The sequence below is a fragment of the Polynucleobacter finlandensis genome, assembly GCF_018881755.1.
Lineage (GTDB): Bacteria > Pseudomonadota > Gammaproteobacteria > Burkholderiales > Burkholderiaceae > Polynucleobacter > Polynucleobacter finlandensis.
On sequence record NZ_JACVPS010000002.1, the window covers coordinates 1 to 22,175 of the forward strand.

Consider the following 22,175-nt stretch of genomic DNA (forward strand, 5'->3'; position numbering starts at 1 on the left):
AAGCCTTGTTAGTTATTTGCTTAAACCTATATCTTTTTTTACCTTCAACTGTTTGATTGCTAACAAACGCAACCTCTTGCTCGCCATTGCTTGTATAGCTTGAGTAATAGCTGGGTGAAAAAATCAAAGCAACTGAACCAAAAGCGTTTAATAGCAAGCCATAAAAACTCAGCGTTTGATTAAACATTGACACTTATAAATCTCTCACTTGTCAAAAGCTTGATTTAACAATATCAATGAAACACCTAAACCCAATAACACCTCTAACTCTTTCGCCCAGTCTGGTGCACTATCTTTACCCATAGCAAAAAAAGTTATAAATGCGACCACTATCCATAATGCTAAAAGTATTAGTCTATCTTTCATATTTTTCATTTAAGTATGTAAACATAAGTTATGCCAGTCTATCAGCCGCCATCGTTGCTGTTAGCTTACTGTAATGTTTTTCAATCATTCCAACGCTTGTACCCATCTGCTTCGCAAGCGTATGTAAATCCGTTCTATTTTCTGTAAGTTCCAATGTAGCATATGTGTGACGCAATGAATACAAGGTTCTGTTTTGTCCTGTAGCACTGTCTTTTATAAGCCCACTTGCCTTCATAAGCCATATAAATGTTGTGTGAAAACTTTTCGGCTGTTCTCCGTTGCTGTACTTAAACAAATACACATCGTGCTTCTCTGCTAATACTGTATCTAAATCTTTTCCCTCAAATAAATCCTCTCTGCTAATCAGTCTCTCTAATGTTTCTCTTACATTATGTTTAGCAATCAATAAGCGTGAGCCTGTTTTGCCACTTACCCATATGCGCAGATAACGCTTGTCTGTATTAGTGTCTGTGTACCACTCTATGTGTTTCCATTTAATGTGTAAGCTCTCTTTGCCACAGCGCATACCAGTACCAATCAATAACTCTATGTAGTCTCTACTCAACAAGCGCATTTCTTTAGCACGAGCACTGTGCCCACCTTCGCTGTAGCTTTCTAAAAAATCTAACAAGTAATCAATCTCTGCTCGCGTGAAGCCTGGTCGTGCTTTGCCTTTCTCTCCACGCCTACTCATTTGCGCTGTCGGCAAGTTTTCACTCAACCATCCACGCTGTATTGCTGTATCTATCACTCGTCTGTATGCGCTTGCGTGAGTTGCTAATGTGCTTGCTAACGGAATGCGTTTCATAAGTTCATTGCGCCACACTTCATACTTGCGCATAACTTCTGCGTCTATGTTTTCAATGTAGTAGTTTTCAAAAAACGGAACGAGATATTTGTTTATTGCTCTTATGTAGTCGCTGTTAGTCATTGGCTTTATGCCTGCGTCTATTTCTATTTGTATATCTTGTAAACATACTTTTGCGATAGCACCAAACTTGCGACGAGTAAATGACAGTCCTAAACGCTCTCTAAATCGTGCCTCGTCGTATATGTCACCTGCTGTGCGTATTGCGTAGTCTATGTTGTGATGCTTTGTGCTAACCCTGCGCCACTCCTTGTCATATAGCCTGTAGCGCATCTGCCATACGCTACTGTTTTCACGCTTATATAAAACAACATCCCCATCACGCAAGTAAACAATGCTGTCATTTTGTAAGGTGGTGAGGCTATTGCTACTTGTACTTTGTGTTTTAACTAACTGTGTAAATGGACGACGCATTTTTACAGCGTAGTGTCAGCACAGCGTAAGGACAACCTGATTTTGGTGTGCTACAACTGCTAACAGCAATATTTTGGTGGGTTTTGTATGCGTGTTGGGTGTGGTTTAAGTAAACGCAGGGTTTTTACAGTGGGACTAAATGGACACAGTGAAAACTATTTTGTATAGCGTACACACAGTAGAAAAGCTGATAACTACAAGGTGGAAACGCACAGTAGAGGATTTTTTAACAGCTTTAAGAACAGTTTGCGTATAATAAGCAGTCTTGGCCTGGTAGCTCAGTCGGTAGAGCAGAGGATTGAAAATCCTTGTGTCGGTGGTTCGATTCCGCCCCGGGCCACCAAGAAACACCAAAACCACCTTCGGGTGGTTTTTTCATTTGGTCTGGTGGGATTAACTCTTAAACCATCAATTCAAGCATTGCCAATAGGAGCGGGTATGTACTAGGTATACCGGGCAATCTTTGTTCTATACATTGATTTTTCTAACTATAAACCTGCCCTAGATTGTTATTGGCCGGGGGAGACATCAAACTACTTTCTCGTAGTTTTTCATTTGTTCAATTTGGAACAAAACAACTCAGCGTCCCGAAGCTAGACACTTGAGATTTTCGAAGATTCAATATTTATAAGGAATAAATCAAATGAAGAAACTATTGGCCGTTTTATTGTTATGTGTATCAGCCTCCGTATTTGCTCAAACCAAACCAGCTTATCTCGTCTCGGAATTAACCATTAAAGACAGGGCAGGTTACATGAAAGAATATGCGCCTAAAGCAGTTGCTATGTACACCAAGTTTGGCGGGACTTTTATTGTGGGGGGAGACAAAATTGAAGGGGTGTCTAACTTTGATAAAAGCATAAACCGAGTGACCATTGCTAGATTTGATAGCTTTGAAAAGGCGCAGGCTATGGTAAATTCTCCAGAGCGTAAAGCTTTAGCTGAAAGTCGTGATAAATATGCATCATCACGACTTTATATTGTTGAAGGAAAGTAACGGAATCACTCATCCTCGCCCCTGGTAGATTCCGCCCCGGGCCACCAAGAATTCTCAAAACATTAGAGTTGGTCCATAGAATCTCTAGTGTAGGCCGCGGTCTGGCACCATTTCCCCTTTGTTTTCCAAATTCTCCCCGACTGGAATCGTCCTTTAAAAGGACAGTTATTAATGGGGGATTTGTCATCCTTGTGTTGGTCAGTGTCGCTTAAATCGACGCTCATCTAGGGTCGGTGCTTGGGATGTCGTTTTAAACGACAATAGAAATCCATGTGAAGGGATTGGTGAAAAACCAAACTATGAAGGCACCTCATTAACTGAGGTTTTAGAAGTCATTAAATGATTGAACGAATACTCAGCATTACCTTACCCATCTTTGCCATAGTGTTGGCGGGATTTATTTATGGCCGAGTAAAAAAGCCGAATATGGCAGGCGCTAATCAAATCATTATTGATTTAGCTTTGCCGTGCTTAATCTTTACGTCCTTATCAGCGAAACAATTTGAGTTAGCAAGCGCAAGCTTCTTTGTATTGGCCGCAACGATTGTGGTGATATTTTCAGGACTTTTGATTTGGCCATTAGCAAAATATTCCGGTACTGGTGCTAAGGCCTTATTGCCCTCTGTGATGTTTGGTAATGTGGGCCCCATTGGTATTCCATTAACCGTTCTGGCCTTTGGACCAGATGGCTTAGCCCCTGCCGTTTTGCTTCTGGTCTTTTCTAATATTCTTCATTTCTCAGTAGGCGTTGGGATCATGAGTGGCAGGGTAGATGCCAAGCTGATTTATGCCAGCCCTTTAGTTTGGGCAACCATACTGGGCGTTCTATTTTCATGCTTTCACTTATCTTTACCAGAATGGATGAACATCCCCTTATCCATGGTGGGTAACATCTTGGTGCCGTTGATGCTTTTATCGCTGGGCACTCGATTAGCTGATAGCAAGATTGAGTATCTCAAGTTGGGGGCAATTGGATCTGCTTTATCTATAGTCTCGCGTCTATTAATAACTTACCTAGTTTTGATATTGATTCCTTTGGAGCCAATTCAAAAAGGCGCATTGATATTGTTTGCCGGACTACCCCCAGCAGTTTTTAACTATATGATTGCTGATCGATATAAACAAGAACCGGATAAGGTCGCTTCGATTGTCATTGTGGGACATTTACTATCTTTATTGGCTTTACCTTTAGTCCTTTGGTTGGCACTTTAATTCATTTGAGAAAGAAAATATGCTTAAGCTCTACTATCACCCATCACCTAATCCAGCAAAAGTAGCTCTTTATTTAGAAGAGACCAATACACCTTATGAAATTATTGTGACTGATACCCGCAAGGGCGATCAACACAAGCCAGAATTTAGAGCAATCAACCCAAATGGAAAGACGCCTGCTTTAGTTGATGGTGATATTAAGGTGTTTGATAGCAATGCCATCATGCTTTACTTAGGTGAAAAGATTGGTAAGTTTATGCCGGCAAATACGCCACAAGCCCATGCTGAGCTGTATTCATGGCTGATGTTTGTTGCTACTGGTATCGGGCCCTATTGTGGTCAAGCTGTTCATTTCAAGCACTTTGCCCCAGAGCCAAAAGAATATGCGGTCAATCGCTATGACTTTGAAGCATGGCGTCATTGGTTGTTAATTGAAGAGCGCCTAGCTAAACAGCCCTATATGCTCAGTGAATACAGCATTGTGGATATGTCTGTTTGGGGCTGGGCAAGAGTCATTCCATTTGTATTAGGCGAAGGCGCCTGGGAAAAACTACCTAGTGTGAAACGCCTTTTAGATGAGATCAATGCCAAGCCAAGTGCTCAAGCTGTTGAAGCTATTAAGACTAAGTACACCTTCAAGACAGAAGTAGATGAAGATTCGAGAAAGAATCTCTTTCCCAGCAACGAAAGACTCAAGAAGTAGGATGAAGCATCCTAGGCCTTGGTCGATTCCGCCCCGGGCCACCAAGAAACACCAAAACCACCTTCGGGTGGTTTTTTAATTTCCCCGTTGATAGAATCTAGCAAATACTAAAATAAAGGGAAGCAATGAAAAAGATGGCAATCTTGCTATGGATGCTATTAAGTCCAGCGGCCTTTGCTCAATCACAAAACTTTGAAGGTTTTGGTTTGTCAATTGATTACTCATTAAATTCCATTACAGACAAATCTACTCCGGGCGATTCAGCTACCAGTAGAAGCGGCGTTCCTAGCATTACCGCTGATGCTTATAGGGCAATCAATGATCAATGGTTGATTGGAGTGTATGGTTCATACGATTTAGGCACCACAGATACTTCTGGCACAGATCCAGATGCCCATCATCCGATTGAAGCTGGCGGAAAAGTGGGTTACGCATTTACAGAAAAATTAATGGCCTATGTCAAGCTTGGCTACTCCTGGTCTAAGTATTCATCTCCTGGCTACTATCAATGGATTAATGGGCCTAGTTACGGCATCGGCGCCGAGTATTTGTTGACCAAAAACCTATTTACAAGGGTTGAGGTGTCTCAACAAAACTACAAGACTGTTTACTGGAGTGATGGCTCTAGCGATAAGGTCAATATCAATTCTTATGGCATTTCTTTAGGCTGGAGATTCTAGGATCAGACATCCTCGGCCCTGGTCGATTCCGCCCCGGGCCACCAAGAAACATCAAAACCACCTACGGGTGGTTTTTTCATTTGCTGTCGCACTTCAATTCTTTGGCCGTGATATTCTGATTTTGTAGCTTATAAAAATAAATTGGAGACAAAAATGAGGTTAGTCCACATTCTGGTTGCGGCATTGCTTGCTATCAACTTTTCAAATGTAATGGCAGAAAAAAATAACTTTAGTAGCGTACAAAGCGTCGAACACTGGGTTCAAAATGGCGACATCAAGATATATGTTTGGGAAAAATTTACTGGTAGCCCAAAAAATAAACCAGTGATTGTCTTGGCTCACGGTTCCGCTACAGCAGGCAAGGAATCTTTTGATTTACGAGTTCCAAGTAAGCCAGACATTAGCCTAATGGATGTATTGGCCAAACAAGGCTTCGATGTATTTGCTTTAGATATTAGAGGCTTTGGAAGGTCCACGCATCCAGAGCAACATTTCACTACAGAGGATGCCGCAAGCGATCTAAACGCAACCGTTGATTTTGTAATGAAAGCCAGAAATGTTCCCAAGGTAAAGTTGTTGGCTTGGTCATATGCTACGCAATATGGCGGCCTATTTGTGATGGCGCACCCAGAAAAAGTGGATCGCTATGTTTCTTATGCTCAGATGGGAATCGATAGTATTGATATTGGTAAGCGTAGGGCGAATTTAAAAACCTATCAAGAAAAGGTCTATATACAAATTCCTGAAGCAGGATGGCACGGGCGATTCTATTCACTTACACCTAAAGAAGATAATTTCCCAGAGGTTGTGGATGCTTATGCTAAAAGTGCCGCCGCCGTTGAGGTAAACACTGCTACAAGTCCCCAACTAGATTTAGTTACTAAATTGCCAATGCTCAACCCGACCCAGATCATTGTTCCGACGATGATCATTCACGGTCAATATGACGACGTAGCCGATACCAAGCAATTGATGCCTTTCTTTGAGCAATTGCCCAATTCTAATAAGCGCTATGTAGTTGTTCCTAACGCTGGGCATATGATGATGTACCAAAAGGGTTACTCCATCTTCCAGCAGGCCATTTCTGATTATTTCAAAGAGCAGTTTTAGATTCCTTACGCTTTAAAAAACAAATAATGGAGATAAAATGAAATTAATAAAATTTATTCTGGCTGGCACCATTGCTGTTAGTGTGAATAATCTTTGGGCCCAAAGCTTTCCAGATTGGCATCAAATGGATCAGCAGACGCTGGACGACTCCTATAACAATACTAAAGCCGTTCCTGAAAGTCCGGCAATGTTCAATGCGTGGATTGAAAGAAGCAAAGCCTTTAGGGCCGCTCACTCTCAATATTTAGATATATCTTATGGCACCCTTGAGCGTGAAAAAATAGATTACTACTCCGCCGGACCAAATACACCAGTAGTGATATTTATTCACGGTGGATTTTGGCAAGCACGGTCTAAAAATGATTTTGCTTTTCTGGCAGAAAATTATCTTAAAGAGGGTATCAGCGTAGCTATGGTCGGCTACCCATTGGCGCCCCAGGCAAATATGGATCAAATTGTTGCTTCTTCTGAAAAGGCGGTTAAATTTATCAGTCAACATCTTTCAGAATGGGGCGGCAATCCAAAGAATGTAGTTTTATCTGGCTGGTCTTCGGGCGGCCATTTATCCGTTACTTCTATCAACGGGATGAAAGTAAAGGCCGTTGTGCCCATCAGTGGTATTTTTGAATTAGAGCCTCTAACTGGATCATTCCTTAATAAAAATCTTCAAATGGATGTGGCGATTGCCAAAAGAAATTCACCTATGTTGAATTTGCCAACGGGTAAAACCCCAATTTACTTATTTGTTGGTGGTATTGAATTAAGTGAAATGCGTCGACAGTCTTATGATTTTGCTGATAAATTGAAGGCAAGTAAGTATCCGGTTGTATTTGTAGATATTCCAGGAAAAGATCACTACACAATGCTCGAGCAATTTGAGTTTCCTGAAGGAGCTATCCACAGCAGGATAGTTTCGGTAATAAAGCAGAAGAATTAACCATCCTCGGCCCTGGTCGATTCCGCCCTCAGCCACCAAGAAACACCAAAACCACCTTCGGGTGGTTTTTTTTCATTGGTGCTGACGGATGAGATCCCGATGTATGAGGTCAAAAAAATGCCCGCATATATCTGCGGGCAAAGATGTTTACTGCGAGAAAACTGTTCTTAATTCGAGCAAGCTTGATTTAGGTAGGTAATCATCCCATCTTTAGTAAAACCAATTTTGCCCACTTCCAATGTTGATGCGCTTACGACACCTACAAACAATCCAATAACAAACCCGACAACTAAATGTTTCATCCCCATTTTCTTCTCCCACAATTATGTTGTTAGCGGTGAGCCAATACTCTACTTGTGCGCATAAGAAAAACTTGTCCTAAGTCAATTTTCTTAGCGAGAGCGGGTAATACTTTAGTTCTAATGATGATTTTTAGTACTAAAAAACGCTATGAGGATTTCTATTATTGCGGTGCGTTAAAGAATATTTTTAATATCGACTAAGGATTAGACATCCTCGGCTCTGGTCGATTCCGCCCCGGGCCACCAAGAATCACCAAAACCACCTTCGGGTGGTTTTTTCATTTTGTTGTCCAGCAAAAGCAAATACAAAACTATAGGAAATGGAGATTTGGCGATTGCTAGCTGTAAGTTGGAAAGCAGAAAAACTTCTTACTTATCGTATCCTCTAATGTCTGCTTGACCATCCCTCCAATTACTTTATAAGACTTATTTAAAAAGAAGTGTTCTCTAGGACACATTAATCTACTCGAGGTGTTGTTTAAAACGGCAAAATCCATAAGCCCCTAAAATTAGCTAATGAAATGGTTTTTGACACTTGCCTTAGCCTTCTTTATTTCTCAGAGCTTTGCTCAAGAGAATTCCAATCCCTTTGATGTTCATGTGAACGTGACCTTGGTGGATGGCCGTTTTCATGCTCAAGCAAGTTATTCTGTACCAATCAATATTTGTAGCGCCTATACATTCTTAACAGATTACGAGGGCTCTAAAAATATCCCGGGAATAATTGAAGCAAGGGTTATTTCAAGAGTGGGTAATAAGGCTCGCGTATACAGGGTGATTGAAGAGCAAATTCTATTTTTCCCTATTGAGATGAAATCAACAGTGGAATATACAGAGCTACCAAATAGGTCTCTAACTTTTGAGCAGATCAGCGGCGATAATAGGTCTTACAAGGGGACCTGGAAATTGCTAGAGGAAAAAGATAAAACAGTTTTTAAGTATGACGCTCAAATTGAGCCTAACTCAATTATCCCCTCAGCCATCATTGAATACTTTATAAAAAATAGTATGCGGGGACGATTTGAATCCATGGCACAAAGAGCCACCCAACACAAGTCTATTGAAGCAGTGGCTTGTAAATAGCCTTCACTTTTTCTGGTGCGCATTGACTAAATTAGAGGTGCCACTTGATGCAATGTATTTAGGTGCAGATTTGGCTCCTAGGCCCTGGTCGATTCCACCCTGGGCCACCAAGAAACACTAAAACCACCTTCGGGTGGTTTTCTCATTTACAGAAGATTAATTCCAAAACCTTTCATCAGCAAAGCAAATAAGCCAAAGCAGATAACAGTTATCACCACGCAAGCTCCCATGGTTATCCAGAATCCTAGCCTGGGAAGTAGGTATGGAAATAATAGAAACATAGGCAATGTTGGAATCACATACCAGAAGGTGTAATAAGCGTGATTAGCTATTTTCTCTTCGGGTTGGTTTTCTACATACAGCCATACAAGTGTTAGAAGAGTCATTAATGGCAATGCCGCAATAAAACCGCCTAACCTATCACTGCGTTTGGCAACCTCAGAAATGAATACAACCATTCCTGCTGTTAGTAGATATTTGGTGATGATCCAAGCCATAGAAGCCTTTATAGTGAGTGCTTGCCCCATTATAGGAATGTCGTTTAAAACGACATTTTTAATGTGTGATGAGGGTAATCACCAACGCATGTCTCTTCAAAAGTAGCTATTCTTACTTCAACCAAAAATACTATGGAGGAGACATCCATGAATTCAGAAAACTTTACCAATAGACGTAAAGTCATTACAGCGGCTTTGGCTGGTGGAGCCAGTTCTTTATTGCCATCTTGGGCAATGGGGGCAGAGAGAACTAATTTGCCTATTGCCTACGGTGAGCGCGAACTCATGGCCTTTCCTGAAAAGAAGCCCATGATTGTGCTGACTTCTAGGCCGCCGCAATTAGAAACCCCATTTCAGTATTACGACAATCATGTCATTACGCCAAACGATGAATTCTTTGTGCGTTATCACATGGCCGGCATTCCAACATCGATAGATCCCAACACTTATAGATTAAAAGTTGGCGGTAATGTAGAAAAGCCTTTAGAGATTTCTCTAGAGGCGTTAAAGAAAAACTTTCCATCTCAACGCATTGTTGCTGTTAATCAATGCTCTGGTAATAGCCGCGGCTTATTTGAGCCTAGAGTTAATGGTGGGCAACTCGGTAATGGTGCGATGGGTAATGCCGCTTGGGTTGGCGTTGCCTTAAAAGATATTTTGAAGGCGGCCAATCCCGGTAGTGGAGCCAAGCAAGTTACTTTCAATGGCTTGGATCAGCCAATTCTCCCAAGCGATTCAGATTTTGTAAAAGGTCTAGATATTGATCACGCCATGGATGGCAATGTGATGGTTGCCTATCAAATGAATGGAACAGATATTCCTTTCTTAAATGGTTATCCAATCAAGTTAATTGTTCCTGGCTACTACGGAACGTATTGGGTTAAGCACCTTAGTGAAATTAAAGTGGTCGATGATGTATACAACGGCTATTGGATGAATCCTGCTTATCGTATTCCTGATAATGACTGTAACTGTGTCGCGCCAGGAACGGCACCCTCAAAAACCATCCCCATTAATCAATTTACGATTCGATCTTTCATTACTAACTTTACAGACAGCAGTGTCGTCAATGTTGGTAAATCAGTTCAGGCAAGAGGTATTGCCTTTGATGCGGGCTATGGCATCAAAAAAGTTTTGTTCTCTCAAGACAATGGACAAAATTGGACAGAGGCAAGATTAGGCCAAGACCTTGGACGTTTCTCATTTAGAGAGTGGCGCATTGAATTTACGCCAAAACAAAAAGGGACATTGGACTTAAGGGTCAGAGCATTTAATCATGCTGGCCAAGTTCAGCCCATGACTGCAAGCTGGATGCCGGCTGGCTATATGCGAAATATTGTTGAGACTGTAAAAGTCACAGCGGTTTAATGAGAAGAATATGAAAAAAACTATCCTCCTTCTATCTGCTCTTGCTTTGGCACAAATGGCACAAGCTAAAACGATTGAGTTGCCAGCCGATACTGTTTTATGGCGACCATCAGATTTGCCCGGCTATCAGCTGACTTTACAGAAATGCTCTACCTGCCACTCTGCCCACTATGCAGAATATCAACCGCCCAATACGGGAGTTGGCTATTGGAATGCTCAAGTTTTAAGGATGAAAAATGTATTTAAGGCGCCCATTACTGATGAGGAGGTTCCAGTCATAGTCGACTACCTTAATAAAACTTATGGGGCAAACAGGAAATAGAATTAAACATCCTCGGTCCTGGTTCGATTCCGCCCCGGGCCACCAAGAAACACCAAAACCACCTTCGGGTGGTTTTTTCATTAGACCTCAGTTACATTGTTGTTATGAAAGCGCTCAAGAAAAGAGTCTTGGGGTCCTGTTGTGGCGCCCATATTCTTCATGATGGATATTCTGACCTGCTATATGTCATGTTTCCTATTTGGCAAATGGCATTTGGTTTATCGCTTGCTGAAGTTGGCTCCTTAAAGACTTTATATTCGGGGGCAATGGCTTCGCTACAAGTCCCAGCAAGTATGTTGTCAGAAAAGGTCGGTGAAAAACGCCTATTGCTATTCGGCACTCTGATTGCGGCAATTGGATTTTTATTATCTGGTTGGACTACCGGTTTTTTGGGTTTAGCAGCCTGTTTAGTTCTTAGCGGTATTGGCGCCAGTGTTCAGCATCCCCTTTCCTCCTCATTAACTTCCCATGCTTTTCAAGGTTCGGAATTAAGGGGCGCTTTGAGTACATATAACCTTTCTGGCGATATAGGGAAGGTGTTGTTGCCATCACTCTGCGCAGCTTTATTGGCAATCTGGGATTGGCATACCGTAACCAGCGTGATGGGGCTCTTGGGATTGCTAGCTGTAATATTCTTAGCAGTTATTCTGCCTAAAACAACGGTTACTAATCACTCTAAGACCCAGCTAGATGAGGCATCAGGTGATACAAGCCGAAAAGGCGCGAGTAGTAACTTTCTTAATCTAGGCTTTATTTCTTTATCGTCAATTGCTGCGATCGATAGCGCTACTCGTATGGGCTTTCTAACGCTACTACCTTTTTTATTAATGTCTAAAGGTGCCACAGTCACTCAAGTGGGCTTTGCGCTGAGCTTAACTTTTGCTGGTGGCGCCGCAGGTAAATTTGTTTGCGGGTTTATCGCAGCTCGATTTGGCGTAATCAAAACCACTTTGATAACAGAGATTGCCACGACTATTCTGATGGCTTTAACCTTGCCAATAAATCTTGATGTTGTTATGTTGATGTTGCCATTAGTTGGTGTTGCCTTAAATGGAACATCCTCTGGGCTTTATGGAACTGTCCCCGAGTTAGTTCCGCCGCATATGCGATCAAGAGCATTTGGAGTGTTTTATACGGTAACAATTGGTGCCGGTGCTATTTCACCCCTTGTTTATGGTTTTATCGGTGATAGGCTAGGGGTCCCTAATACTATTGCCCTAATTGCTGGCTCAGTATTAATGGTGCTGCCGCTGACTTTGGGTTTGAAAAAAGCTTTTAGAAGATTATAAGTCTAGAGTTAGGATTAGATATCTTTAGGCTTGGTCGATTCCGCCCCGGGCCACCAAGAAGCACTAAAACCACCTTCGGGTGGTTTTTTCATCAATAGCGTCTAGAATGGCCGATGTTGTATTTCATATTGCGGCTCTTTAGCTCGCTTCCATTGGCAGCCATTCAAATTATTGGCGCTGGCGCAGGTGTATTGGTTTACTTATTCTCTCCCAGGTACCGACGACGCCTATATAAAAATCATCAGAGCGCAGCCCATTATTCGGGATTCAAATCAACCCCGTGGAGGGCGGCTGCCGAATCTGGAATGATGTTTGCTGACACATTATGGATTTGGAGGCATCCAAAATCCTCCATTAATAAAGTAACTATTGAAAACTTGGATCAAGTTATTGAGCTATCCAAAAATGGCAAAGGCTTAATTGTTCTTGCTTCACATTTAGGAGGCTTTGAAATAGTGCCTCGTATTTTTGCTGAACATACAAGAGCAACAGTAATGTATAGGCCAGCCCGAAAAAGATGGGTTAATGAGCTTATGCTTCAATCAAGAAAACATACCGAGATTGAGTTTGTTGAAGCAAATCTTGGCGGGGTTCGTCAGATTAAACGAGCTTTAATAAAGGGTGAGGTAGTTGGCCTATTGGCGGATCAGGTGCCTAGCGTTGGCGATGGGGTGTGGGCTAAATTTTTTAATCAATATGCTTATACAACCTCATTTCCAATTAAATTGGCTCGCCAAATAAATGTAGCAATCCTTTTTGTTAGCGCAGAAAGACTGGGATTAGGAAAGGGCTGGCTCATTAAGAGCCAATTGATGAATGAGGCATTTCCTGATTGTTTAGTTGATGCCTGTACGGAAATGAATCATTATTTTGAGGAGATGATACTTTCTAAGCCACATCAATATATGTGGTCTTACAACCGCTACAAAAGACCAGCTGGAGCAGAATTGGCTCCCACAGAGTAGGGCATCCTCAGCCCTGGTCGATTCCGCCCCGGGCCACCAAGAATCACAATAGCCCATTTGTTGGGCTATTTTCTTTTTGGTTTTGGCAGGTGTAGACGCCATCGGTTTTGGATATCCCAAGTATGAGCCGTCCTTTTAAAGGACAAATCAATTTAGCATCCCTGCGTCAGTCGATGTCGTTTAAAACGACAACACTAATTAAAGCTCAGTGAGGCTATCAGCTTAATAATCCAATTATCACTATTGGCCGTAACACCTTTGCCAACCCCAAAGTTAAACGATGATTTGCCATGCTTGGCATCCATGACCAAGTAGGCGGCATGAGGTTGTTGGGTGATGTTGTATAGGCTCTTGTTGGGTAGGTTATCCCCGTAATACTCCATGCCTACATCAACCGTGTGCGTAATCCCATAAACCGCTTTAGCTGATGGTGAGAATGTAGCTGAGCTATTTTTATTCAATGTCACATCAACGCTTGGGTTAATAATGAAGCGCCATTTCTGAAGTTGAAGCGCCAAGATAGGAGTTAGCTCGTAATAGGTAGTCTCATTCCCGCCTACATCTTTGATGTAATTAATCTCATTCTTCACCCCGTAATGCCACAAGCCCTCTTCATCATGGGTGGGAATATACATATGGCTTACCTTCCCGCCATTCACATAGCTCACACCGTTGTAGTTGCTCAAGTAAAGATTGGCACCAATCTCACTATTACGGGCAATACCATACCCATATTCAAGTCTTGTTTGAAACACATTAGTTTTGAGACCCTGTGATGCTGGTGCCTGAAATAGATTAGTTTCTACTTCATAGGCAGATTCTTGATATTCCGCAATGAGCTCGTCGTGAACCTTAATCTCAAAAGGTGCCGCAAATACCAAGCTACTCAAGCAAAGCAAATAAGGCGCTAACTTGAGGGGCTTAAGTGAATATTGAAAAAAAGACATTTCGCGATCATAAAGGATCAGTACGATTACATTTCAATGTGGGCTCTTAATCCATAGAAATTTACTGGACCACGATCTGCGTTGTATCCTGGATTAGCTATACGCTGATAATCTGCTGAAAGTGAGAGACTCTTATAAACATTCCAGCTATAAAAAGTCTCAAAGATTTGTTCTTTCTTATAGTTGAGTCTCCCATCTCCAATGAACATCGTTACACCACCTTTTTGTAGGTAGCTAATTTGCTGTGATGAGATTCCATTAAGTGCCGCACCAATTCCAATAGTATCTCGCGGTCTTCCCCAGCCAGCGCCTTTGATGGATAGGCCGCCAGATAATGAATTGCTGATATCCGTAAATGCTTGCGTTTCAGTTTGGCCGTTATTCCAACTCCACCTTCCAAAGGCACCAATATTTTCTGTGATCGCTTGCTCGCCATTTAATGCGTAGCCCCATTTGGTTTGATACCCATATCGTGTGCTTAAGATATCTGGAGTGGTATTAGTCTGTTGGCCAAAACTCATCGCATTGTTATAGGTAGACATGATTCCACGATTTTGAAAGACTAAAACTCTCGCCTTACCAGCTTGTCCGTTAATCGTATGAAGATGAGTTATTTCAGCTGTGTTGCCGTATTGCTGTGTCAGGTCATAGTCCAGCGCCAATGTATTTGGTGATTTGGGCATAGCCAATCGAGCCATGCGCATCACCCATTTTTCATCATGGTAATACTCGCCTACAAAGCCATAGGTGTAGCCACGAGAGTTGGCGGCATAGTCATAAGCACCGCTGGCCATAAGGGACCAGTTTAAAAACTGTGTGCGAGGATCATGACTATAGGTGTTGGCGTCAAAGAAATCTAATGCCGAGAATGTTCCGTATGACACTACAAGGCGACGCTTATCTACATTACCTGCTAACTGATTAGCAACACCTTCGATATGCTCTTGTCCGCCACCAAAGCCAAAGGTCTGGCGTAAAAACATTCTTGCCATGTAATAGATTGGTGGAATCGCCGTTCCCTTTTGTAGCTCACCATTACTAAACCCACCCAATCCGCTGAGACCAGAAAAGGGAATGCCTTCAAACATCTCAGGGTTGATATAGGCTTCAGCACCCTCCCATAGTCTTGTTCCTAAAAACGCTGTGGCCGAGAAGGTATAGCTTTTAGAGATATCGCCATCAGATTTATTTAAAAGACTTTTAGCCCCGTAATAAGGCGAGTTGAAATTATTTTTAAATTGATTGATATATGTTGCTTGCCCATGAACACTCCATTGCTCTGATGCACTTTCGAGAGCGACTGGACTGTCGATGGTGGGAGCGCTACTGACAGGTGACACAGCTAAAACGATAGGGGTATCGCTTACGGGGGACTCGGCATAGACAGGCAAAGATAGCCCAACCAAGCAAAGGGAGCTAACTAGGCTGAAAAAGGCTGTGCGGTTAGTGCTAAATGAGAAAAACATCGTAAATGACAAATATGCTTAATGAGAATTGTTCTCATCTTAGCATATAATTGAGAATGAATCTCAATTGGAGAGATTGGGATTCTATGTCGTTTAAAACGACATTCATAGACACTATGGTGATTGACTGGCGCAGTGATGGCAACACAATCTGTACACACAGAAAAATAGCCCCTCGCAAGATTCTGATTTCATTGCAAAATTTGACCAGCACAAGGACGCACAATTTTTAGATAAGTTAAACCTGGTGACTCAAGCCCTTGAAATCCTAGCGAAAGCGGTCTATCGGAGGATATTTGAAAATCCTTGTGTCGGTGGTTCGATTCCGCCCCGGGCCACTAAGAATCACCAAAACCACCTTCGGGTGGTTTTTCATTTTGGCTCTAGGGTTATTACCTGTATAAGCTTGGTGATTAAAAGAACAAACTGACTTTAGTTTTCATAAAAATCTTGACGACGCTAGGGGGAGAAGTGAATTCAGAAGATCCGAATCAATTAGTTGAGCTTAGCTATGTCAGCAAAGCAACTCAGGATATGGGTCTATCAAGCCTTATTCGTCTATTTGATGTTGCTCATAAATGGAATCAGGGCCATGGGCTTACGGGCGTCTTATTTTATGAGAGCGGACATTTTGCACAGATTCTTGAAGGCAAAAGAAAAGACGTCTTATTCATCTGGGGAAAAATTCAAAAGGATTATCGGCATAAGGTTCTCCACCAAATTGAGTTTGATGAAATTGATCAAAGGCTTTGCCCAAATTGGGCCCTAAGATTCTATGGAGGCGATCAAATCGCTAAGGACGTGCCTCAGTTGGCGGGCGTACTTGATGGCTTACCCAATCACGATGATGAGCTATTAAGAATTATGCGTTCAGTTGCTAAGAGCAATCAAGACCAGAAAGAGAGTGAGAGATGAGCGCTAAAAAATGCTTTGGTTTGGTCGCAATGGTTTTGTTTTTTTGGGGTTTAACTGGCTGCGCCGCCAGCTCAACCTCACCAATTGGCGTAAATTGTGATTACAGCAAAGGCAAGGCCTTGGGGGATATGCCTCTTGATTGTCAGGGTCGATAATTCTTGAGTTGACGGGTGAGGCTATGCCCGTGTGAGTGCTTCAATAATCTGAGCATTCTCAGTCGAGCCCCCAAATTCCTTTGATAAGTCTTCACGCCTAGCAATTTCAAAGTCAACAAATTCAAAGCCTGGGGCCACTGCACAGCTAACTAAGCAGAAAGCATTTTCGTTCAGGGGCTTTGCTGCGAACCAAGTATGGGCAGGTATGGTGGCCTGTAAATTTTTTGATGCCATCCCTACTTGTATGGAGTGCAGCAATTTATTTTCATCAAAAAAATAAATGAGCACATCACAGCCAAGGTGGAAGTACCAGGTTTCATCGGATTTAATTCGATGCCAAGATGAAAAATCTTTTCCCGAAAGCAGGTAGTAAATGCTGGTATGGGCACTTTTATTTCTGGAGCCTTTCAAATCCTGGACGGTTGTTTTAGATCTATGCATTTCTTTATAGAAGCCACCCTCTGGATGTGGTTCAAGATTAAGGGCGTCGATGATGGTGTGAATGTCTTGCATGAAGGCTCTCTACCTTTTAGGATATCAATAGGCTTGATTTGTTTTGGCTTGTGTTTATTCTATAGGCGCATTGAGGATTCGGCATCCTCAATTTATTTTGCCTGGCGATTTTTTGTTGAGCGACAAATGTCTATAGATTGTGAGATAGTGTCACGACCACTCGGACTTACCATATCTGCGAAAGAGATCAATGCTTGTCACCATATTTCGTAACCATGCCAACTCAGACCTTGTCATCGGCAACTTAAGGAGCCTGTGATGACGAATTTATATTCTTACGAACCTAAGAATGGTCATGGCTTGCCACATGATCCATTTAATGCCATTGTTGGCCCAAGACCCATTGGCTGGATCTCAACTCAGAGCAAGGCTGGGGTTGTAAACCTTGCCCCATATAGTTTTTTTAATGCTTTCAATTATGTCCCACCGATTATTGGTTTTTCTAGTGTTGGCTATAAAGATACTTTAAGAAACATTGAAGAGACAGGCGAATTTGTTTGGAACTTAGCGACATTTGATTTGGTTGAGGCCATGAATCAATCCTGCGCACCATACCCTCCAGAAGTGAGTGAATTTGATGCAACGGGACTTGAGCAGGCCAAATCCACATTAGTGACGCCACCCAGAGTGGCTCAGGCAAAAGTAGCATTTGAATGTAGGTGCACTGACATCATTCAACTCAAAGCTATTTCTGGTGAAAAGGTCCAAACATGGCTAGTGTTAGGCGAGGTGATTGAAATCCATATTGATAAAGCAATGTTAAAAGATGGAATCTACGATACCGCAGAGGCTGGTCATGTTTTAAGGGGTGGAGGGCCGGCCGACTACTTTACGGTTGGTAAAGAACAGCTCTTTAAGGTGTATAGGCCAAAGTAATATTTTTATTTTGCTAAAGGCAAAGGACGAAATGTATAAGCTAATCGCATTTGATGCCTATGGCACCTTGTTTGATGTTTATTCAATGGGGGAGTTGGCCGAAGCATTATTTCCCAAGCATGGCCAAGCACTTGCCTTGATGTGGCGCGATCGCCAAATTGAATACACCCGTTTAGTCACAATGAGCGACCCAAGTCCTGGTGGCAGCAAATACTACCTTCCCTTTTGGGAGTTAACCATTCGTTCCTTGCGTTATGTATGTAAGCGCATGGGCTTGGAGTTAAGCTCTGAAAATGAAAAGAAACTGATGGATCAGTATGCCAAACTCACGGGTTTTGAAGATAGCCTGCTAGTTCTTAAGCGCATTAAGGAGCAAGGTATTTACACGGCTATTTTGTCAAACGGAAGCAAGGAGATGCTATCTACGGTAGTCGACAGCAATGGCCTAAAACCATACTTAGATAAAGTGGTCACCGTTGAGGACGTGCGTTTATTTAAAACTGCCCCGCAAGCTTACGAACTTCTTTTAAAAGCCTTTCCAGTTAAGAAGGAAGAAATTCTGTTTGTATCAAGTAATGCTTGGGATGCCCTTGCCGCAAAGTGGTACGGCTTTGATGTGTTCTGGGTCAACCGCCTCAATCACCCATTTGAAGAGATTGGGGAGAAGCCAAACTATGAGGGCAATTCCCTTAGTAAAGTATTAGAGTTAATCGGATAAAAACACAGCACGCTTCTCCTCCCTGGGAAATATTGGATATAGTGGTGGTATGAAAAAAATCATCCCATCGCTTTTAGTATTGTTGGTCATGCTTTCTGGCTGCCAGTCAACCGGTAAGAATGGTAAGCCCTTAACACCAGTTGAGATTAGTCAGCAAAGAGAAGCCACCATCAAGATGGCAAAAACTGGCTTAGATGCGCTCATTAAGCAAAACCCAGCAGTGAAAAAAGACGTTGATGCAGCTGCTGGATACGCAGTGTTCAGCACTACGAATGTAAATGTTGTCCTGATCGTCGTTGCTAGAGGTGAGGGTGTTTTATATGACAAGCGCCGCAAAGAACCTATTTTTATGGACTCTCTAAAAACCGGCGAGGGCTTGGGCGCTGGCTACCAAGATCAGTATCAGGTTGCGATCTTCAAAACCCCTAAATCTATTGATCAATTTCTGCTGACTTCTATTGATGGCCAAAAAGGTGGCATAGATGTGGATGCCAATTTCTCTGCCGGTTCTGGTGGCGAGATTCGATCATTCAATCCGGACATTACTTTTTATACAGTAGGCCTTTCAGGTTATGACCTTCAGGCAAATTATGGCGGGACCTTATATTTAGTTGATCAACAACTCAATGATGCGGCGACTATGAAAAGCTTGCCAAGCAAAAGCAAATAATCCTTACTACCATCAAAACCATGATGAATAAAAACCTCAATCTCATTTGCGTATTTCTGCTGTCTTTGATGAGCCCCCTGGCATTTTCAGCTGGCGACAACACCCGCGTGTATTTGCCAGCTTTTTATGAGTCAGTAATGAAGATGGCGCCCAACGGAAAGTTAGGGCAGATTATTAAGAAGGAGTCGATTAGTACATCCGTTCAGGGTGCGCAGGCTTGGCGCATTGCTTTTATCTCTTCTGATTTTGCAGATAAAAAAACAATTTCTACAGGCATTCTGGTAGCGCCAATCGGCCCCGCTCCTAAAGGCGGTAGGCCTGTAGTTGCCTGGGCTCACGGCACAACAGGTACCGCACAAAATTGTGGCCCATCACAATTACCAAATCCAGCGCAGCCCTTAAATGAATATTTTTTGATCGGCGGAAACTCAGGCACTGATTACGGCATGCCTGCGTTGGAGCGCTTTATTAAAGATGGTTATGTCATTGTGGCCGCCGATTATCAGGGGCTTGGCGGTGGCGGTAAGCATCAATATATGATCTCCGGAACGCAAGCTAGAGACGCAATCAATTCGATACGTGCTGCCGGTGATATGAAAGAAGTGGGTGCTGGTAAAAAAGCGTTGATCTACGGTTGGTCACAGGGTGGTGGCACAGTATTGGCTGCCGCTAGTTCACCAGAGTACATTGCGCAAAAAGGTACGGCATTTGATGGCATTGAGCTTGTTGGCTTTGTTGCATTGGCCCCGCCAGATGTGAGCGCAACAATCGCCGTCCCTCCACAAGATCAAGCATCTGCCGACAAGTACCTCGGAGGACTAATCCAAGCATTTTCTGGCGATGTCATGGGTTTTGCTCACCTATCTATGACTTTTTGGGCTCTACCAAATGGATTTTCAAATCTTCAGTTAGAAGATGTATTTACTCCAGAGGGCGCCAAGGCTATCAATCAAATTTATACGGGCAAATGCGTTCACACTGCAGTTGACACAATTACTTACAACTTTGGCAGCACCTATAAGTCATTGATGAACTCACCGCCGAAGAATTCACTGGCATGGGCAAAAGCCATTTACGAGAGTGGCGTTAAGAAAGTAAAACCAGTGGCTCCGGTAACGATCTATTGGGGCACAAAAGATACAGCAGTGCCGCCATTCATGGGCAAGCTCTATCAAGAGCAGATGTGTAAGTTAGGCGCCAATGTTGCGCGTACTCAGCTGCAAGGAGAGCAGACGCATTACACGACCCCACCAGTTGCAGAACTCTTATTTGCACCTTGGGTAGAAGACCGTTTCGCTGGCAAGCAAGCCCCGAATGGTTGTGTCGGTATTCAGTAGACCTTACTTAAAGCGGTAGGCGAGAGCCATAAAGATATTGTCTTGGAAAGAGCGATTCATGACGGGGCTATTGTTAATACCGCCACCCATCCATTTACGTTTGCCATAGACGTTTACGTACCAGTTATCCACAACCGGAATCTCAACCATCAGGCCAGCCATGAGATTAGTGGTAGCAGGCGCTACGTATGCAGCATAACCGGTGAGGTTTGATTCTCCAGGACTAATACCATAGTAGTAGTTTGCGTACTGGCTAGATTGTCTTTCAATCCCCACTTGTGGGTACACCACAATTTTCTGCAATGTTTCTACTTCAGCAAAATAGAGCAGCTCATATAGCGCCCCTTTAGATTTGCCAAAGTCATGATATGCATTGGCGAAAACAGCACCAATAGGTGTTTCTTGATAAGTACCCACACCGAGCGGAATTGGGTCACTTCGATTAATGGAGTTGCCATTGAATGGCGACTTTACTTTGTACGTATCTAGATTGATCTTCCCAGTGAGCTCAAAATATCCGTAGCCCATCTTGAATGTTTTGATTCCAATCTCATCTATGCGGGCGAAAAAACGTTTGTAGTCAAAAAAGGCATAAGGCAAAGCGAGAGATTGCGTTCCCTCAGTGCCAATATGAAGATTTGAGGTGTATACCGCTGCGCCAATATCCCCAACAATATGGTCTGGTAGTCCATCATCCGGCAGGTTATCCATCGCAAAAGATGGCGCTGATAGCGCAAGAAGGAGTGCAAACAGAACGGTTCTCATGGACGAATAATAGGCTAAAAGCCTGGATTTGACACTTAGCTTCAAAGATCTAAGTTATCAAGGGCAAGGCTATCTAGATGACTGGTATCGGCCCAGCGATCGAGCTTCCAGGACTGCCCGTCATGAGAAATCCAATTTAACGAAGCGTTGGGTACTGCTGCAATACGCTCGGCATCCAAGGCTTGATCGGTGGCAATTCGGTACATCATGTCTAGCGCTCCACCATGACTCACTAGCAGAATCGTTTTGCCCAGATGTTTCTGACGTAGCGCTTCAAGCGCATTTCGAATGCGCCGAGAAAACTGATGAATACTTTCCCCGCCAGACATTTCATGATCTAGCTCGCGTGCTATGTGGGCTCGCCAAAGTTCGGGTTCAGCAAGAGGTGCCTCGTCTATGGTCAGCCCTTGAAGAGTGCCAAGGTGACGTTCACGTAATTCACCATTAGCAATGGCGGGCAGGTTAAAGCACTCCACAATTGCATTCGCAGTATCAGCTGCACGTTGCAAATCACTGGTATAGAGAACATCAAATTGTAGATTTGATTTCTTAAGGGCTAGCGCTAGCTGCATAGCTTGTGCATGCCCGCGCGCGTTGAGCGCAATATCGGTATGCCCTTGTAAGCGTCGGGCTACATTCCAATCCGTTTCGCCATGACGCACCAGGCAGAAGCGCGTTGTATTCATATGGAAATGATACT

Annotated in this window: 26 protein-coding genes and 1 tRNA gene; 18 read left to right on the top strand and 9 right to left on the bottom strand. The window is 42.9% G+C overall.

Features of this window, described 5'->3' with window-relative positions; all coding sequences use genetic code 11:
* The 3 genes from ICN49_RS00580 to ICN49_RS00590 form a co-directional block, all read right to left on the bottom strand.
* On the bottom strand, window positions 1-187 hold a 187-nt coding region (locus tag ICN49_RS00580), incomplete at its 3' end, for a hypothetical protein (protein WP_216164406.1).
* A 17-nt stretch (window positions 188-204) separates the two neighbouring features.
* Window positions 205-366 carry a hypothetical protein gene (locus ICN49_RS00585; protein WP_216164409.1) on the bottom strand — a complete coding sequence of 54 codons (162 nt, stop codon included), beginning with the start codon at window positions 364-366 and terminating at the stop codon, window positions 205-207.
* A gap of 28 nt (window positions 367-394) precedes the next feature.
* Window positions 395-1,648, bottom strand: coding sequence for a tyrosine-type recombinase/integrase (locus tag ICN49_RS00590; RefSeq protein WP_216164412.1), 1,254 nt, complete (start codon window positions 1,646-1,648; stop codon window positions 395-397).
* A gap of 267 nt (window positions 1,649-1,915) precedes the next feature.
* Between ICN49_RS00590 and ICN49_RS00595 the strand changes: the two genes are divergently transcribed.
* The 8 genes from ICN49_RS00595 to ICN49_RS00630 all read left to right on the top strand — a co-directional run bounded on the left by ICN49_RS00595 (window position 1,916) and on the right by ICN49_RS00630 (window position 8,672).
* Window positions 1,916-1,991, top strand: a tRNA-Phe gene (locus ICN49_RS00595).
* Between the two features lie 300 nt (window positions 1,992-2,291).
* Window positions 2,292-2,645, top strand: coding sequence for a DUF1330 domain-containing protein (locus ICN49_RS00600; protein ID WP_216164415.1), 354 nt, complete (start codon window positions 2,292-2,294; stop codon window positions 2,643-2,645).
* Between the two features lie 339 nt (window positions 2,646-2,984).
* On the top strand, window positions 2,985-3,857 hold the full coding sequence (locus tag ICN49_RS00605; protein WP_216164418.1) for an AEC family transporter: 873 nt from the start codon (window positions 2,985-2,987) through the stop codon (window positions 3,855-3,857).
* Between the two features lie 19 nt (window positions 3,858-3,876).
* Window positions 3,877-4,560 (top strand): glutathione S-transferase family protein, encoded by a 684-nt coding sequence (locus tag ICN49_RS00610; RefSeq protein ID WP_216164421.1) that lies wholly within the window; start codon window positions 3,877-3,879, stop codon window positions 4,558-4,560.
* Between the two features lie 125 nt (window positions 4,561-4,685).
* Window positions 4,686-5,240 carry an outer membrane protein gene (locus ICN49_RS00615; RefSeq protein WP_216164424.1) on the top strand — a complete coding sequence of 185 codons (555 nt, stop codon included), beginning with the start codon at window positions 4,686-4,688 and terminating at the stop codon, window positions 5,238-5,240.
* A gap of 153 nt (window positions 5,241-5,393) precedes the next feature.
* On the top strand, window positions 5,394-6,350 hold the full coding sequence (locus tag ICN49_RS00620; protein ID WP_215304605.1) for an alpha/beta fold hydrolase: 957 nt from the start codon (window positions 5,394-5,396) through the stop codon (window positions 6,348-6,350).
* A 37-nt stretch (window positions 6,351-6,387) separates the two neighbouring features.
* Window positions 6,388-7,287 (top strand): alpha/beta hydrolase, encoded by a 900-nt coding sequence (locus ICN49_RS00625; RefSeq protein WP_216164427.1) that lies wholly within the window; start codon window positions 6,388-6,390, stop codon window positions 7,285-7,287.
* 818 nt (window positions 7,288-8,105) lie between these two features.
* The gene (locus ICN49_RS00630) at window positions 8,106-8,672 is read left to right on the top strand and encodes an SRPBCC family protein (RefSeq protein ID WP_216164430.1); all 567 of its coding nucleotides are present in this window, start codon (window positions 8,106-8,108) and stop codon (window positions 8,670-8,672) included.
* A 146-nt stretch (window positions 8,673-8,818) separates the two neighbouring features.
* Here ICN49_RS00630 and ICN49_RS00635 read toward each other — a convergent pair whose 3' ends face one another.
* Window positions 8,819-9,169, bottom strand: a complete 351-nt coding sequence (locus tag ICN49_RS00635) for a DUF3147 family protein (protein ID WP_216164433.1) — start codon at window positions 9,167-9,169, stop codon at window positions 8,819-8,821.
* A 147-nt stretch (window positions 9,170-9,316) separates the two neighbouring features.
* Here ICN49_RS00635 and sorA point away from each other — a divergent pair, with 147 nt between their 5' ends.
* The 4 genes from sorA to ICN49_RS00655 all read left to right on the top strand — a co-directional run bounded on the left by sorA (window position 9,317) and on the right by ICN49_RS00655 (window position 13,113).
* Complete coding sequence (sorA, locus tag ICN49_RS00640; RefSeq protein WP_216164436.1) at window positions 9,317-10,537, top strand: SorA family sulfite dehydrogenase catalytic subunit; 1,221 nt, start codon at window positions 9,317-9,319, stop codon at window positions 10,535-10,537.
* A 10-nt stretch (window positions 10,538-10,547) separates the two neighbouring features.
* On the top strand, window positions 10,548-10,859 hold the full coding sequence (gene sorB, locus ICN49_RS00645; RefSeq protein WP_215290234.1) for a SorB family sulfite dehydrogenase c-type cytochrome subunit: 312 nt from the start codon (window positions 10,548-10,550) through the stop codon (window positions 10,857-10,859).
* Window positions 10,860-10,963: 104 nt separating this feature from the next.
* Window positions 10,964-12,148, top strand: a complete 1,185-nt coding sequence (locus tag ICN49_RS00650) for an MFS transporter (protein WP_216164439.1) — start codon at window positions 10,964-10,966, stop codon at window positions 12,146-12,148.
* 305 nt (window positions 12,149-12,453) lie between these two features.
* A complete protein-coding gene (locus tag ICN49_RS00655) occupies window positions 12,454-13,113 on the top strand; it encodes an LpxL/LpxP family acyltransferase (protein WP_255535347.1) in 660 nt (219 codons plus the stop codon).
* 194 nt (window positions 13,114-13,307) lie between these two features.
* Here ICN49_RS00655 and ICN49_RS00660 read toward each other — a convergent pair whose 3' ends face one another.
* Both ICN49_RS00660 and ICN49_RS00665 read right to left on the bottom strand, forming a co-directional pair.
* A complete protein-coding gene (locus ICN49_RS00660; RefSeq protein ID WP_216164444.1) occupies window positions 13,308-14,060 on the bottom strand; it encodes a hypothetical protein in 753 nt (250 codons plus the stop codon).
* Window positions 14,061-14,086: 26 nt separating this feature from the next.
* Window positions 14,087-15,526: a carbohydrate porin gene (locus ICN49_RS00665; RefSeq protein ID WP_216164447.1), complete on the bottom strand. Its 1,440-nt coding sequence runs from the start codon at window positions 15,524-15,526 to the stop codon at window positions 14,087-14,089.
* A gap of 471 nt (window positions 15,527-15,997) precedes the next feature.
* Here ICN49_RS00665 and ICN49_RS00670 point away from each other — a divergent pair, with 471 nt between their 5' ends.
* Together ICN49_RS00670 and ICN49_RS00675 are read left to right on the top strand one after the other, a co-directional pair.
* Window positions 15,998-16,441: a BLUF domain-containing protein gene (locus ICN49_RS00670; RefSeq protein ID WP_216164449.1), complete on the top strand. Its 444-nt coding sequence runs from the start codon at window positions 15,998-16,000 to the stop codon at window positions 16,439-16,441.
* Window positions 16,438-16,596 (top strand): putative periplasmic lipoprotein, encoded by a 159-nt coding sequence (locus tag ICN49_RS00675; protein WP_216165312.1) that lies wholly within the window; start codon window positions 16,438-16,440, stop codon window positions 16,594-16,596. Before ICN49_RS00670 ends, ICN49_RS00675 begins: the two co-directional genes overlap by 4 nt.
* A gap of 21 nt (window positions 16,597-16,617) precedes the next feature.
* Here the strand turns inward: ICN49_RS00675 and ICN49_RS00680 are convergent, their stop codons facing one another.
* Complete coding sequence (locus ICN49_RS00680) at window positions 16,618-17,109, bottom strand: cupin domain-containing protein (protein WP_216164453.1); 492 nt, start codon at window positions 17,107-17,109, stop codon at window positions 16,618-16,620.
* A gap of 258 nt (window positions 17,110-17,367) precedes the next feature.
* Here ICN49_RS00680 and ICN49_RS00685 point away from each other — a divergent pair, with 258 nt between their 5' ends.
* The 4 genes from ICN49_RS00685 to ICN49_RS00700 are packed head-to-tail and all read left to right on the top strand — an operon-like array spanning window position 17,368 to window position 20,710.
* A complete protein-coding gene (locus ICN49_RS00685; protein ID WP_216164456.1) occupies window positions 17,368-17,985 on the top strand; it encodes a flavin reductase family protein in 618 nt (205 codons plus the stop codon).
* A 31-nt stretch (window positions 17,986-18,016) separates the two neighbouring features.
* A complete protein-coding gene (locus tag ICN49_RS00690) occupies window positions 18,017-18,703 on the top strand; it encodes a haloacid dehalogenase type II (protein WP_216164459.1) in 687 nt (228 codons plus the stop codon).
* 49 nt (window positions 18,704-18,752) lie between these two features.
* Window positions 18,753-19,373: a lipid-binding SYLF domain-containing protein gene (locus ICN49_RS00695; protein ID WP_216164462.1), complete on the top strand. Its 621-nt coding sequence runs from the start codon at window positions 18,753-18,755 to the stop codon at window positions 19,371-19,373.
* Between the two features lie 23 nt (window positions 19,374-19,396).
* Window positions 19,397-20,710 (top strand): lipase family protein, encoded by a 1,314-nt coding sequence (locus ICN49_RS00700; protein ID WP_255535349.1) that lies wholly within the window; start codon window positions 19,397-19,399, stop codon window positions 20,708-20,710.
* Between the two features lie 3 nt (window positions 20,711-20,713).
* Here the strand turns inward: ICN49_RS00700 and ICN49_RS00705 are convergent, their stop codons facing one another.
* Both ICN49_RS00705 and ICN49_RS00710 read right to left on the bottom strand, forming a co-directional pair.
* Window positions 20,714-21,475 (bottom strand): MipA/OmpV family protein, encoded by a 762-nt coding sequence (locus ICN49_RS00705; RefSeq protein ID WP_216164465.1) that lies wholly within the window; start codon window positions 21,473-21,475, stop codon window positions 20,714-20,716.
* Between the two features lie 41 nt (window positions 21,476-21,516).
* Window positions 21,517-22,161 (bottom strand): histidine phosphatase family protein, encoded by a 645-nt coding sequence (locus ICN49_RS00710; RefSeq protein WP_216164468.1) that lies wholly within the window; start codon window positions 22,159-22,161, stop codon window positions 21,517-21,519.
* Window positions 22,162-22,175 lie beyond the last annotated feature (14 nt).

What these genes read in the sequence shown, in the direction of transcription:
- ICN49_RS00600 (WP_216164415.1), top strand. Translation starts at nt 2,292, where the DNA reads ATGAAGAAACTATTGGCCGTTTTATTGTTATGTGTATCAGCCTCCGTA.
- ICN49_RS00665 (WP_216164447.1), bottom strand. Translation starts at nt 15,526, where the DNA reads ATGTTTTTCTCATTTAGCACTAACCGCACAGCCTTTTTCAGCCTAGTT.
- ICN49_RS00625 (WP_216164427.1), top strand. Translation starts at nt 6,388, where the DNA reads ATGAAATTAATAAAATTTATTCTGGCTGGCACCATTGCTGTTAGTGTG.
- ICN49_RS00685 (WP_216164456.1), top strand. Translation starts at nt 17,368, where the DNA reads ATGACGAATTTATATTCTTACGAACCTAAGAATGGTCATGGCTTGCCA.
- ICN49_RS00675 (WP_216165312.1), top strand. Translation starts at nt 16,438, where the DNA reads ATGAGCGCTAAAAAATGCTTTGGTTTGGTCGCAATGGTTTTGTTTTTT.
- ICN49_RS00610 (WP_216164421.1), top strand. Translation starts at nt 3,877, where the DNA reads ATGCTTAAGCTCTACTATCACCCATCACCTAATCCAGCAAAAGTAGCT.
- ICN49_RS00590 (WP_216164412.1), bottom strand. Translation starts at nt 1,648, where the DNA reads ATGCGTCGTCCATTTACACAGTTAGTTAAAACACAAAGTACAAGTAGC.
- ICN49_RS00635 (WP_216164433.1), bottom strand. Translation starts at nt 9,169, where the DNA reads ATGGCTTGGATCATCACCAAATATCTACTAACAGCAGGAATGGTTGTA.
- ICN49_RS00620 (WP_215304605.1), top strand. Translation starts at nt 5,394, where the DNA reads ATGAGGTTAGTCCACATTCTGGTTGCGGCATTGCTTGCTATCAACTTT.
- ICN49_RS00705 (WP_216164465.1), bottom strand. Translation starts at nt 21,475, where the DNA reads ATGAGAACCGTTCTGTTTGCACTCCTTCTTGCGCTATCAGCGCCATCT.
- ICN49_RS00655 (WP_255535347.1), top strand. Translation starts at nt 12,454, where the DNA reads ATGATGTTTGCTGACACATTATGGATTTGGAGGCATCCAAAATCCTCC.
- sorA (WP_216164436.1), top strand. Translation starts at nt 9,317, where the DNA reads ATGAATTCAGAAAACTTTACCAATAGACGTAAAGTCATTACAGCGGCT.
- ICN49_RS00695 (WP_216164462.1), top strand. Translation starts at nt 18,753, where the DNA reads ATGAAAAAAATCATCCCATCGCTTTTAGTATTGTTGGTCATGCTTTCT.
- ICN49_RS00585 (WP_216164409.1), bottom strand. Translation starts at nt 366, where the DNA reads ATGAAAGATAGACTAATACTTTTAGCATTATGGATAGTGGTCGCATTT.
- ICN49_RS00615 (WP_216164424.1), top strand. Translation starts at nt 4,686, where the DNA reads ATGAAAAAGATGGCAATCTTGCTATGGATGCTATTAAGTCCAGCGGCC.
- ICN49_RS00660 (WP_216164444.1), bottom strand. Translation starts at nt 14,060, where the DNA reads ATGTCTTTTTTTCAATATTCACTTAAGCCCCTCAAGTTAGCGCCTTAT.
- ICN49_RS00605 (WP_216164418.1), top strand. Translation starts at nt 2,985, where the DNA reads ATGATTGAACGAATACTCAGCATTACCTTACCCATCTTTGCCATAGTG.
- ICN49_RS00690 (WP_216164459.1), top strand. Translation starts at nt 18,017, where the DNA reads ATGTATAAGCTAATCGCATTTGATGCCTATGGCACCTTGTTTGATGTT.
- ICN49_RS00650 (WP_216164439.1), top strand. Translation starts at nt 10,964, where the DNA reads ATGAAAGCGCTCAAGAAAAGAGTCTTGGGGTCCTGTTGTGGCGCCCAT.
- ICN49_RS00630 (WP_216164430.1), top strand. Translation starts at nt 8,106, where the DNA reads ATGAAATGGTTTTTGACACTTGCCTTAGCCTTCTTTATTTCTCAGAGC.
- ICN49_RS00700 (WP_255535349.1), top strand. Translation starts at nt 19,397, where the DNA reads ATGAATAAAAACCTCAATCTCATTTGCGTATTTCTGCTGTCTTTGATG.
- ICN49_RS00710 (WP_216164468.1), bottom strand. Translation starts at nt 22,161, where the DNA reads ATGAATACAACGCGCTTCTGCCTGGTGCGTCATGGCGAAACGGATTGG.
- sorB (WP_215290234.1), top strand. Translation starts at nt 10,548, where the DNA reads ATGAAAAAAACTATCCTCCTTCTATCTGCTCTTGCTTTGGCACAAATG.
- ICN49_RS00680 (WP_216164453.1), bottom strand. Translation starts at nt 17,109, where the DNA reads ATGCAAGACATTCACACCATCATCGACGCCCTTAATCTTGAACCACAT.